Origin of the sequence: Methanomethylovorans hollandica DSM 15978, assembly GCF_000328665.1 — an archaeon.
Lineage (GTDB): Archaea > Halobacteriota > Methanosarcinia > Methanosarcinales > Methanosarcinaceae > Methanomethylovorans > Methanomethylovorans hollandica.
Window position 1 is genome coordinate 1,617,673 of sequence record NC_019977.1, and the last position, 13,117, is coordinate 1,630,789.

Consider the following 13,117-nt stretch of genomic DNA (forward strand, 5'->3'; position numbering starts at 1 on the left):
TTCCTACTCCAGAATATCTGGATCAGGCACTTCATCAGGGAAGAGAAATAAAACCCGATGAAACTGTTTGGAACTCTTTTGCAGTAACATTAATTGTTCTGGTAATACCATTTTTTTTGCTCTCAATGCTTACCTCCTCTTCATTCTCAATGCCACTCAAATAAACAACAAAACTTCCCTTCCCATCACTTATGGTTTCCATATTTCTGCCTATCACCCTCAACTGAGCACCTTTTACGGGTTCATTTGCTCCATCCCTGACAACACCCCTTACAAGTGTTGCATTTGAGGAAAATGGGTACTCAGGTCTGGGCTTAAGGACTATTTCAGTTATCAAAGGATTTTTTGGATCGAGAATAGGTGGAAGATCAACAGTTGTTTCCTTTGGGAAATACATATCGGAGTCAACTCTCACAGTGTAAGTTCCAGCTTTGAGGTCCGTAAAGAGATAATAGCCGCTTGTGTTTTTCATGGCTTTTTTGTCTGTTTCCTTTACCTTCACCTTAATGTTGCCAATGGTTTCGTTTTTTGTTAGATCATCGATTAGCTGAACTGCAAAAGAAAGTGTGGTTGTCACCACATGATCCAGATATGCAACATACTGACCGGTCTCATAAGGTGTGGAAAAAGCCATTGTGTCATCCTTCTTGCTGACTTTCTTTCTTCGTCATCATTTGCATATAATCCATCTCTTTGGATATCACTCTCTGAACACTCATCTTCCGAGTTGAATCGATCCTCACCGGAGTTACCACGTAGCAAACTGAAGATTTGAAGGGTCTGCCCGCAAAGGTGGTCCATATCTTAGTAAGGTCGTCCAGACTGAGGGAAGTTAGCGTTATATGCAATTCATCGCTTCTGTCAAGGTTTCCCTTCAAAAGTGATCCGCCCAGGATAGAATTATCATGGAGGACCTGCAGAGCTCTTCCCAAAACCCTGTGCTCTTCCAGCGCCTTTTCGGTTTTATCTTGTTCCCCGGAAGATACATGAGATGTCAGCATGTAATATAATTCAAGGATTTGGGGCGGAAACGTAACCTTTGTGGGATCACTCAACTGCATCTCCTGGTTCTTTAAATGGGCATTTTCAAGTATCTGGTATAAGAAGAGAGATAGTCGAACATTATCTTTGGCATCGATCTCTCCCGGAGAAGCCAATATTATAGAATCCGCCGGTATCAGATCTTTCATATTATCCTTTAATAATTCTATCAACGTTTCTCCGACATCTGCTATCGCTCTGTAATCAGACATTGTCCTTTTCTCCGGATTGCTTGATCCAACGGGAATACTCTCCAAAATCAGCTTCAGTAAAAAGCTTCCCAATCTTTTGTAATTCCCTTTTTGTAGCTTTTATCAGGTGTTCCATTCCCACAATACCTGAACTCCCTGCAGCCAGAAAGGCTGCTGCAAGTGCTATATTTTTAATGTTTCCTCCAGTGAACCTGAACTTTGATAGGAAAGAGAAGTCCACATCATCTCCAAGGGGAGTTTCAGCCGGAAACATGCCCTTCCAGATCATTTCCCTGGACATGTCATCGGGGAGTGGGAATTCGATAGTGAAATGCAGCCTGCGCAGGAATGCATCGTCTATATTTTTTCGGAAATTACTTGCAAGGATCACCGTTCCTACATGTTCCTCCATTTTCTGGAGCAGATAGGCAATTTCAATGTTTGCATACCGATCATGAGCATCCTTAACTTCCGATCTCTTTCCAAAAAGTGAATCCGCTTCATCAAAAAAGAGGATCGCATTGCTTGATTGAGCTTCATTGAAGATCTTTTCCAGGTTTTTTTCAGTCTCCCCAATATATTTACTAACCACATTTGATAGATCGATTTTATAGATGTCCAGATCCACCACATTTGCAACGATCTCCGCAGCCATGGTCTTTCCGGTTCCGGATGGCCCGGAGAAAAGAACATTCAATCCCTTTCCCAGGGATAGTTTCTTTTCGAAGCCCCAGTCAGAGTATACTTTTCCTCTGTACCTGATAAAACCACAGACTTCTTTTAACTGCGATTTTGTATCCTTGGGGAGAACTATATCTTTCCAGGTATAATGTGGATCGATCTTTATGGCAAGAGAACTTATTTTTTGATTGGACTGGAGCCTACAGCCCTCGTAAAGGTCTTCCATCGATAAGACAGGATTGGAAGGGTCCTTCAACTTTGCGAAAGTATGTGCTGTGAGGACCGCATCCTTTATTCGACCACCCGTTAGCTGGAACTTGCTTGCAAGAATGTTCGTATCCACATTGAAGGCTACGTTGTAACCTTCCAAAGCATTCTCCCATAATTGTTTACGCAGCGGATATGAAGGCAAAGGAAAGGAAAAATGTATAAACCCATTGTTCATGAGCTCTTCTTTCAATCCCTCACTGCGCTCCAAAGGTTTCGTTCCGGCTATGAATAACCAATTAGGGAAAGCCATTAAGACCTGGATCAGAGATCTTATCTGAGTTTCCGATTCCCTGAAAGTCAAAGCCCCCTGATCTTCTAACAACGCATCAAAATTCTCGAGATACAATGCCGAATTTTGCAGGAGTGCTTCTCGTAGTATGAGAGCGGCTGTTTCTGAAGCCTGAGAAGAGGTGTCTTTAAACAGGGATTTTGTATCAACTACAAGCATATCCATTCCTGCTATCCTGCAGGCTGCTTTTGCTGCACTCGTTTTTCCACTGCCATTAACTCCAGAGAACAGGAACTTCAAGGGAGAACTATTCTGAATATGCCATATTATCATGTCCTTCAGCCTGCCTTTGAGGTCAGCAGGAAGGATCAGATCATCAAAAGAACTCTCAGGGTTAACTAAGTGTGAAAGTTCCCGAACTTTCCTGTCAGGCTGGTCAGACCCCAGTAAAAAACCGATTATTCTCTCATCAACTTTGATGAAGCTGGATATAAGGGGTAACTGTCCATTCTGTCCATCTCCTGTAAGATGGATCAGCTTGTTTTTAAGCAGCGATGAAGATAGAGAAAAATAGGTTCTGGATCTTAATTTTGCTTCCATCGTCGGGCAGAGCAGATTCATGACCAGATCGATCCCGGGACGTTTGCGGGTCACATCATTTTGAAGGTAGGAATATATTTTTTCATATTTCAGATCCAATTCCGGAGCAAGCCCGATCAAAAGAACGTCGGTTTCGAATGTATCCAGGCCGAACATTTCAACAAGCGTATGAAATCGTAGTTGAGTACCTTGCTTCAGGCTTGCGGCCATTTTAGAGTTAATATTTTTGCGAATTGCTTCCAGTTCTTTTCTTTTTTCATCTGGCAACGCTTTAAAACTGCCCTGAAAAACCGGTAATTTTTGAAGATTTTGTATTTCACCCTCTGAGATATAGAGACCCATAAATTCAATAGGTTCTGAATTATCGGCACGTACTGTTTCAAGATAGGTCATAATAACCTGGTCGATCCTTGAAAGCTCATCCAGCAGATGTTCCAGATTGTCAGTATAAGGTATCATGATAATGTACCTTTATTCTGTTTCACGCATTTTTCAAAACTTCATGATATGCATTCATCAAAATTTCCACATCCCGTAATCTTCCCTGTGACTTGAACCTCTCTACTGCAAGCAGGAACTGTGCAGTATTTTCAACGGGCAGATTTTTCTGTGCAAATTTGCATGCAAGAACTCTCAGTTCTTTTCTGGAAGAATATTTCTTTGGCCCTTTCCCATCTGCAAAATTGAACATTAGACCACAGTTCCTGTGACCAACTACCCTTGTAGATGGATTAAAGGATGTTTTCATATAATCTTTGAATATATCAGTCTCTATGAACTTCCCACACTCACACAGGATCATCTAAGCACCCCGATTTTTCAAAAATATAAAGCTAGCACTTAATAAAAGGGTGTATCATCGCCCAATCGCTCGCCCCTTGTATTATTGTACTAATATTCAATCCCACTGTACTAATTGTAAATTTGGTGTGGCATACTATTTAAACATTTTTCTTGTATTTGACTTTTACCTACTGGCATATATAATTTTATTTTGAATAAGTTATAATATTATCTTTTTTAAAAAATATATCAAATTTTCTTTTTCTAAGTTCGAAAAGAGATATCAAGAAAAAAAATACATACGATCGGCTAAACAACTTGAAAGATAAGAAGCACACATGCTGAAGAGGGCCATTATTTTTTGCTGATGACCACAACCTTAATAAATATTAATACAACAATTGTGCTGCATTCCTATAATATAACCAATTAATCTATGTCTGATTTGTCAGACCCCAGGGAGGAAAGTTGGTGGCAGACAATAAATTCGTGTACTTTTTCGGCGGTAATAAGACAGAAGGAAAAAACAGTATGAAAGAACTGCTGGGTGGTAAAGGTGCAAACCTGGCAGAAATGGCCAACCTTGGAATTCCGGTACCACCTGGTTTTACCATCACGACTGAAGTCTGTGTGCAGTACCTCAAAGATAAGGACTATCCAAAAGGACTGCTGGAACAGGTGGATGCTGCTATCGTAAAGCTTGAAGAGGTAGTCGGGAAAAAATTTGGTGACAACGAGAACCCATTGCTGGTTTCGGTACGTTCCGGCGCGAGGGTTTCCATGCCTGGGATGATGGATACGGTCCTTAACCTTGGACTGAATGACGCTTCTGTACTGGGTCTTGCCAAAAATACTGAGAATCCAAGGTTCGCTTATGACAGTTACAGGCGTTTTCTTACAATGTTCGGGGACGTTGTTCTGGGGATCGAACATGACAAGTTTGAACATGCTTTGAGTGAAAAAAAGCACGCTTTAGGTGTCAAACTGGATAATGAGCTCGGGGTTAACGCTCTCAAGGAACTTGTGGAACAATTTAAACTTATAATAGAACATGAAACCGGGAAACAATTCCCTCAGGATGCACGTACACAGCTTCTCATGTCCATTGATGCTGTTTTCCAGTCCTGGAACAATCAGCGTGCAATAACATACCGCAAGCTCAATAATATTCCCATGGAATGGGGTACAGCGGTCAATGTACAGTCCATGGTTTATGGAAACATGGGAGAGACATCCGGCACGGGTGTTGCTTTTACAAGAGACCCTGCAACGGGGCATAAACGTTTTTATGGCGAATATCTCATCAATGCCCAGGGCGAGGATGTCGTAGCAGGTATAAGGACACCCAGACCGATCTCCACTCTGAAGGAAGCAATGCCAATTGCCTTCAAACAGCTTGAAGAGATCTATATAAAACTGGAAAATCATTTCCGCGATATGCAGGACATTGAGTTTACCATAGAGCAGGGCACACTGTACATGTTACAGACCAGGAATGGAAAGCGTACTGCTGCTGCTGCCATAAAGATCGCTGCAGACATGGTCGCTGAAGGTCTTATCGATAAGAAGACCGCTATTTTGAGGATAGAGCCTAACCAGATTGACAAGTTGCTGCATCCGATGATCGATCCACAGGCAACTCTGCAGGTCGTGGCTACAGGACTTCCCGCTTCTCCGGGAGCTGCAGTGGGTAAAGTTGTGTTCACTGCGGAGCATGCTGAACAAATGGCAGAGTCCGGTGCAAAGGTGATCCTCGTACGTACGGAGACATCTCCCGAAGATATAGGCGGTATGAACGCTGCCGAGGGGATTCTCACAGTGCGCGGCGGAATGACATCACACGCTGCAGTAGTGGCAAGAGGCATGGGGAAACCCTGTGTTGCCGGATGTGGCGAAATATCCATAGATATAAAGAAAGGTGTATTCTCTGCAGGATCCTGCTCGATCCATGAAGGCGATTATATATCCATAGACGGTTCAACAGGTCACGTTATAGTGGGCAAGGTCCCCCTGATCACTCCTGAAGTTAGCGGGGAACTTAAGACCGTGCTCAAGTGGGCGGACGAAGTGAGAACCCTTGGTGTGAGAACGAATGCCGATACTCCTTATGATGCCAGTGTTGCCAGGGAATTTGGTGCAGAAGGCATTGGATTGTGTCGTACAGAGCACATGTTCTTCGGTGAAGAGCGTATTCCCGTAGTAAGGGAAATGATCATGGCCGAAACAGAAGCGGCAAGAAGGAGTGCTCTTGTAAAGCTTCTCCCGATGCAGAGAGAGGATTTTGCAGGCATATTCCATGCCATGGAAGGATATCCGGTAACCATCCGTTTGCTTGATCCTCCGCTTCACGAGTTCCTGCCTAACCATGAGGAAGCTCTGGAAAAATTAATGGAGCTTGAGAGCAAAGATGCTCCTGAATCTGAGATCAATAAGGTAAAGAAAGTTATGGAAAGGATAGAGTTCCTGAAAGAGATCAACCCTATGCTAGGTTTCAGGGGTTGCAGGCTTGGAGTTGTCTATCCTGAAATATATGAGATGCAGGTGCAGGCTATTATTGAGGCGGCCTGTGAGCTTACCAAAGAAGGCATGACTATAGTGCCAGAGATAATGATTCCCCTCATATCCCATGTTAAAGAACTGCAGATAGTCAAGCAGCAGGTTGTAAAGGTAGCAAGTGCTGTTATGGCAGACAAAGATGTGAAAATAAATTACAAAATCGGTACCATGATAGAACTTCCAAGGGCTGCCCTTACAGCTGACAAGATAGCCCTTGAGGCGGATTTCTTCTCATTTGGTACAAATGACCTTACTCAGACTACCTTTGGTTTCAGCAGAGATGATGCAGCCAAGTTCCTGCCCGCTTACATAGAAAAGTCCATACTGGAACACGACCCTTTTGCCGTGCTTGACCAGAGCGGTGTGGGTGAACTTATAAAAATAGGAATTGACAAAGGCCGCTCCACCAAAAGTGATCTGAAAATAGGCATTTGCGGTGAACACGGAGGAGAGCCCAGTTCTGTTATCTTCGGGCATAAGGTGGGCCTTAATTACGTCAGTTGTTCACCATTCCGTGTGCCTGTGGCCAGAATGGCAGCTGCACATGCAGCAATTCAGGAAGAAGAAATGAACAAAAAATGAGGTAAGACAGGGTTTTTCCAGGCCCTGCACATGATTTTTATTAACTGTTTTTTATTATCTGGGCTTCAGTACAATAACATATGATAGCGATCTGATTTTTAAAATATCATGATTAATGGGATCGGATCATAAATAGGACCCAATTCAATAAGATCGCTCTATCATATAATCTGCTATTGCAAGGAGTATCTCTTTTGCTTCTGAATCACCCAGTACATCCAGTTTCGCTTTACCTTCACGGATGTGTGCAAGAGCCACATTGCGCGCATATTCGATAGAACCAGATTCTTCAAGCTGTCTGATAGCATCTTCCAGTTGTCCCCTTGAAGCCTTGCCCTTGCCGAATATTTCCAATTGCACGCCGGAGTTGAGGGCGTGAATGGCTATGAGGGTCTTTTTTCCTTCCATTATATCGCTTCCCCTCACTTTGCCCAGCGTTTCTTCAGGGGTCACTATATCCAGCACATCATCATATATCTGGAAAGCAATACCTATCATGCGGCCAAACTCGTACATCTGGTCCGCTACTTCAAGGGAAGAGCCACCAAGCAATGCACCTATCTTACATGCAGCTCCATAAAGCACAGCAGTTTTCTTCTCCACCATTTGGATGTACTCTTTTTCAGAGACCATGTCCTTATGCTCGAATTCCACATCCAGCCACTGACCTTCACATATCTCTGTGCAGGTCCTTGCCAGGATATAGATGCACTTTACTATGCGTGCAGGATCGTTATCCATGCGGGTTATTATCTCAAAGGCTCTGGAGTATAATGTATCTCCTGCAAGGATAGCTCCGGGTTCTCCCCATTTCACATGTGCTGCAGGCATTCCCCTGCGTACATCGTCCCTGTCCATGATATCATCATGCATCAGAGTGAAATTATGTACCAGTTCTACAGCAACAGCAGCAGGCAGGACGGTCTGAAGATCAGACCCCACAGCTTCTGCGGTCAGTATTACTGCTGCAGGCCTGAGCCTTTTTCCGCCTGCATCAGGCAGGTATCGTGCAGCTTTATATAGTTCTTCGGGGTGTTTAATAGGGAGCATTTCCCGAATGCCCTCATCCACATGCACACTCCGTTTTTTGATCTCGTCAATCAGGTTCATGATATCTCGTCACTGCTAGATTACTCTTCTATGTATAGTTCCTCTCCGTTCCTTAACAGATGGAGCGTATCTCCCAGTACATAGCCTGCATCTTCTGCCATCTCTATGTATGCGGCATGCATTTCAATGGTTCCATGAGCAGGTATGACATGTTCAGGTTTGACCATCCTCAGCAGTTCCCAGTGATCTTCTCTGTAGGCGTGTCCTGACACATGTACATTATCATATATCCGTGCACCTTTCATTCTGAGCTTTGTTTCCAGAGCATAGCGGTTAGCCCGAGTGAGAGGATTGGGTATCACATTAGCGGAAAAAACGATCTTATCCCCGGGTTCTATAATGTAAGGCAGATCACCGTTTGCTATACGTATCAATATGGAACCGGGTTCTCCCTGATGCCCGGTAACAATAGGCAGGTATTTGTTTTTGCCTCCTCTCATCACCTTTTCCAGAGCCTTTTCTACTTCACGGCGCTGACCGTATATTTCTACATTCCCCGGAAGGTCAACGTATCCCAGTTCTTTTGCTGTGCTCATGTACCTGTCCATGGACCTGCCAAGCAATATGGGTATACGTCCCATTTCTTTAGCGAAGGAGATAATGGAATTCAAACGGGATATGTGAGAAGCAAAAGTAGTAATTATCATTCCCACATCAGACTCCTCGGTACCCAGCAGCACGTCCTTTACCAGGTCATGTGCAATCTGCTCGGAAGGTGCTTTACCGGAACGTCCGGAATTTGTACTTTCGGTAATAAGTGCAATGACCCCCTCTTCTCCGAGGGATTTGAGCCTGTTGAAATCCGGAGCTTCTCCTAAAGTAGGTGTCCTGTCCAGTTTGAAATCACAGGCGTACATAATAGCACCTTTAGGAGTGTGGATGACCGCGAACACCGTATCTATTATGCTATGCTGGGTATTGATGAACTCTACAGAGACATCTTTTGTTATTTCATAGGTCTCTCCTGCCTTCATGGAGATGAGATTGTTCTTCACACCGAATTTGCGTTCCGAGTCTATCTGATGTTTTATAAGTGCTGTTGTGTATGGTGTACTTATGATAGGTGCACTATAGCGATGCGCCAGCTTGGGGATAGCACCGATATGGTCAAGATGACCATGTGTGCATACAATAGCCCGCACATTCCCGTTTACATCTTTCATTATTGTGTCATCGGGTATGGCTCCCATATTTATAAGCTCAAGGGAGTGCATTTTATCTATTTCTACATCTTCATGTATCTGCACTCTGTCCAGCCGCAGACCCATATCAAGGATGATTATATCCTCATCAACTCTTATAGCAGTCATGTTGCGGCCCATTTCATTATAACCGCCAACTGCTATTATTCCGATTTCTGTCATATTAATTCCTCAAATTCTAAAATATATTGTTACTATATTGTTCCTTACAAACGATCTTTATACGATCTGTAATTCGCTACGGTTAGAACGTAGAGCGAATTCTTTTACATTAAATCCACGCAATTCAAGGTATTCCCTTGTCCACCCGGTGATAACTGTGGGTGTTATATGCAGCCTGTGCATGTCTTGGCATCCGCAGAGGAACATTGCTACTTTAAGCTCGTTCATCATAAGCTTCAACCTCTTAAGCACCATCTCTTTACTCTCCAGTGCCGGAGCAACAAAAGGAAGGGCCGCACTGGCGACACTGGCACCAATGGCTATTGATTTGGCAATATCCATACCTGTCCTTATCCCACCGGTGGCTATCACCGGCAGCGATACATTGCATTCCACAACACTTGCTGCTGTGGGGATACCAAAATCCCAGAACAGTTCTCCCAGCATTTCCGACATGACGTCTTTTCTGTCCCGTGCCCTGTATACTTCTACTCCGGACCAGCTTGTGCCACCGACTCCGCCTACATCAATGGCAGAAACACCAGCTTTCTTTAGCAGCAAAGCATCCTCATGAGATATCCCTGCACCTGTTTCCTTCACAATGATAGGCAGATCCAGAGAGCATATCTCTCTGATGGCTTCCAGGGCACCTTTTGCACCGGCATCTCCTTCCGGCTGTATGGCTTCCTGTAAAAAATTAAGGTGTATTGCCATTGCATCCGCATCGATCATTTCTACAAGACGTTCTATCCCTTCGAGACCATATTCTTTGATCTGGGCAGCTCCTATATTGCCATATATAAAGGCATCAGGCGCCACATCCCTCATTATGGAAAAAGAACTTTCCTGGGCCGGGTCCTCGATAGCGGCTCTCTGGCTGCCTACACCTATGCCGATGCCCATTTCTTCTGCGGCCTGTGCAAGAGCAGCATTAATAGGTTTTGTGTCAGGATGTCCTCCTGTTATAGATGCTATAAAAAAAGGAGCATCCATTCTCTTTCCAAGAAAATCTGCATGAAGATCTACGTCCTCTACATCGAATTCCGGAAGAGCTCTGTGCACCAGCATTACATCTTCCAGACCTGTACCTTTTGTCCTGGACTCTACCGGACTTGAAGAACATAGATTGAGGTGCTCTATCTTTCTCTGGGACGTGCTCATATTAAGACCTGCATTCATATTGTTCATGTGTTATAGCTGTGCCTATTTTCTCGCCTTTAAGGAAATGTTCGATATTGCCGGGTTGTCCGGCATCGAAGATATATGAAGTGAGATGGGTACTGGCACTAAGATCAAGCATTTCCTGAACTTTCCCCAGCATACCTCCTGTGACATCCGTGTTCTCTGAGCCTTTTATATATTCTTTTACGTTCTCGAAGTTCGTGGGCGTGATTATAGGGATAGTTGAACCATTGTCGTCAAGAACCCCTGCAGTTGCACTTCCTATACCCAAGAGACTTGCTTTCAGACGTTTTGCAAGATATGGAACGATCTGGTCCCCGGAGATCACGGATGTTCCAAGACTATGGTCCATTACCACATCTCCGTGCAAGACCGGAACGATGTCCTTTTCCAGCATACAATGTATCTGGTCAAGGAACATGGTCTGAATTCTTCCGTTATCTGCAAGCATACAACACATCGGATGAACTCCCACAGCGCATATGCCATTAGCATTGAGTATATCGACTACCATACTGCAGAGCTCTTTTACCGAAAGATGGGTTATAATAGAACCAGTGGCATTGAACTCTTCATTAAGAGAGAACTTTTTTGCCTGAGGATGACCAAAAGAACCTGCTCCATGCACTATCATGAGCTTTCCTTTGAAGCCGGATATTTCCTGAGCTATTCTACGTATCTCATTTACCCTGACCACTCCATCGTCAGCTCTTTTGTCAGTGATGACACTCCCGCCGATCTTAAGTATGGTTAGACTTTCCGATGAAACCATATCAATGCTCCACTCTTACTCCGTGTTCAGTTACTTTGGTTATAATGGCCTTTCCTCCGACCCTTGTTATTGCCGAAGCCACCTGTTCCGCCTCAGAAAGTGGAGTTAGTGCTACCATGCATCCTCCTCCTCCTGCACCCGTTATCTTTGCGCTGTATGCGCCGGCATTGCGGGCAGCATATATAAGATCTGCAAGCTCCGGACTGCTTACACCGATAGCATCAAGAAGTCCCTGGTTAATGTTCATGAGCACCCCTATGGACTCATATTCCTTTTTGGCGACCATTTTCTCTCCGGTAAGCGAGATCCTGCCTATAGTGGAAAGTATGGGATCGATTATCTTAGGATAATTTTTCTTAAGCTGTGCCACATTAGATACCAGCTGCCGTGTGGAAGAAAATTTTCCGGTATTACCAATAACAATACCACAATCAATAATATGAAGCTTCTTTTTCAGAGGTACCATCACAACTCCGCCCATAGTGCTGACATACGTATCAGTTGAACTGGCCACACCCTGTATCTTTTTCTCTATGCTGTGTCCCAGGGTTGCAATATCTTCTGCTCCCAATCCACATTCAAACAACAGGTTCAAAGCTTGTATAGTGGCAATTGTCACTGCCGCGGATGAACCCAGGCCTGAGCCAACAGGTATATCGGACTTGATGCACAGCTTTATACCTTTGATGTCTGTGATCTCTGACATCTTCTCTACCACAGATGAAACGTACGGGTACCTGTCATGGTCGATTCCGGTATCACCCAGCACCGAACTGATCTGGACGGTATCGCTTAGACAGGCTTGTACCTGAGTACGCAAGTCTACAGCACAGCATATTGCGCTTTCCCCGTAAACTACCGCATGTTCACCGAACAGATATATTTTTCCGGGAGCAGAACATGTTATCTTTTGCATCGTATTCGACTCATTCAAATATTAAGGAGGCGTATCCCACTACGCCGGAATCGTCACCTGTCACTTCTCCACTTGTTGCATACTTAAGAAGTTCTGCTTTGCTTGCTCCAAGTTTCCTGGCAGCAGTAATGGTTGCTGCAATGGGTCCATAACCGCATGCCGATATATCCCTGGCGTACAGCCTGTTATAGAGATCATCCACGTTCATGTCCAAAATAGCTTTTATCAGGTACCTGTCATTGCTCTCTGCCACATGTGCAGGCTGGTAATGAGTGAAGTCACTTGATGCGATTATAACAGCCTTTCTGCCAATAGCTGTGATAGCCCTGGCAATTTCCATGCCGACCTCAAGGGCTATTTCCTCATCCTGCATTCCTATGCATACAGGCAGTATCCTGAAATCATGCTTAAAACGATACTGTAGGAAAGGTATTTGCACCTCGATCGAATGCTCGAAACGATGTGCAACCTCATCTTGGCAGATAATACTGCCTGCAAGCTTTTCCGCCAGTTCATGGTCCGTCTCTACTTTTCCCAGAGGGGTAGACCATGTTTCTGTTGAAAGAGCTACCGGTGATCCATAGCCCGTATGATTTGGGCCGAAGATCACATAAGTATCTGCCTCTGGCAGTACCGCATAGGAGCGAGCTGCGACCCTTCCAGAGTATATGTAACCGGCATGGGGTACCACAACACCCTTTATACCGGACCTTGGATCGATTGTGGTGCCGCTGAAGCAATTATCTAACTCTTTCCTCAAAGCTTCTGGATTAGCCGGGTAGAATTTCCCGGCAACTGTAGCCTGTCTCATACTACGTCACCCCGTGTAAATATTATAAG

General features: G+C 44.3%; 11 protein-coding genes. 1 reads left to right on the forward strand and 10 read right to left on the reverse strand.

What is annotated here, in order from left to right:
* Positions 1–34: 34 nt before the first annotated feature.
* From METHO_RS07750 to METHO_RS07765, 4 genes are read right to left on the reverse strand one after another with little or no spacing between them, the layout of a single operon-like run.
* Entirely contained in the window at positions 35–634 is a 600-nt protein-coding gene (locus tag METHO_RS07750; protein ID WP_015324985.1) for a hypothetical protein, read from the reverse strand.
* A gap of 4 nt (positions 635–638) precedes the next feature.
* Positions 639–1,253: a DUF4255 domain-containing protein gene (locus METHO_RS07755; protein ID WP_015324986.1), complete on the reverse strand. Its 615-nt coding sequence runs from the start codon at positions 1,251–1,253 to the stop codon at positions 639–641.
* Positions 1,246–3,471, reverse strand: coding sequence for an AAA family ATPase (locus tag METHO_RS07760; RefSeq protein ID WP_015324987.1), 2,226 nt, complete (start codon positions 3,469–3,471; stop codon positions 1,246–1,248). Before METHO_RS07760 ends, METHO_RS07755 begins: the two co-directional genes overlap by 8 nt.
* A 22-nt stretch (positions 3,472–3,493) precedes the next feature.
* The gene (locus METHO_RS07765; RefSeq protein WP_015324988.1) at positions 3,494–3,814 is read right to left on the reverse strand and encodes a hypothetical protein; all 321 of its coding nucleotides are present in this window, start codon (positions 3,812–3,814) and stop codon (positions 3,494–3,496) included.
* Positions 3,815–4,266: 452 nt separating this feature from the next.
* Between METHO_RS07765 and ppdK the strand changes: the two genes are divergently transcribed.
* Positions 4,267–6,933, forward strand: a complete 2,667-nt coding sequence (gene ppdK / locus METHO_RS07770; protein WP_015324989.1) for a pyruvate, phosphate dikinase — start codon at positions 4,267–4,269, stop codon at positions 6,931–6,933.
* 144 nt (positions 6,934–7,077) lie between these two features.
* Here the strand turns inward: ppdK and METHO_RS07775 are convergent, their stop codons facing one another.
* From METHO_RS07775 to METHO_RS07800, 6 genes are read right to left on the reverse strand one after another with little or no spacing between them, the layout of a single operon-like run.
* Positions 7,078–8,043, reverse strand: a complete 966-nt coding sequence (locus METHO_RS07775; RefSeq protein ID WP_015324990.1) for a polyprenyl synthetase family protein — start codon at positions 8,041–8,043, stop codon at positions 7,078–7,080.
* A gap of 20 nt (positions 8,044–8,063) precedes the next feature.
* Complete coding sequence (locus METHO_RS07780) at positions 8,064–9,407, reverse strand: RNase J family beta-CASP ribonuclease (RefSeq protein ID WP_015324991.1); 1,344 nt, start codon at positions 9,405–9,407, stop codon at positions 8,064–8,066.
* A 57-nt stretch (positions 9,408–9,464) separates the two neighbouring features.
* Entirely contained in the window at positions 9,465–10,568 is a 1,104-nt protein-coding gene (fni, locus tag METHO_RS07785) for a type 2 isopentenyl-diphosphate Delta-isomerase (protein WP_048831109.1), read from the reverse strand.
* A gap of 1 nt (position 10,569) precedes the next feature.
* Positions 10,570–11,361: an isopentenyl phosphate kinase gene (locus METHO_RS07790; RefSeq protein ID WP_015324993.1), complete on the reverse strand. Its 792-nt coding sequence runs from the start codon at positions 11,359–11,361 to the stop codon at positions 10,570–10,572.
* Between the two features lies 1 nt (position 11,362).
* On the reverse strand, positions 11,363–12,277 hold the full coding sequence (locus METHO_RS07795) for a mevalonate kinase (protein WP_015324994.1): 915 nt from the start codon (positions 12,275–12,277) through the stop codon (positions 11,363–11,365).
* A 10-nt stretch (positions 12,278–12,287) separates the two neighbouring features.
* Positions 12,288–13,088 carry an MEMO1 family protein gene (locus tag METHO_RS07800; protein ID WP_015324995.1) on the reverse strand — a complete coding sequence of 267 codons (801 nt, stop codon included), beginning with the start codon at positions 13,086–13,088 and terminating at the stop codon, positions 12,288–12,290.
* Positions 13,089–13,117 lie beyond the last annotated feature (29 nt).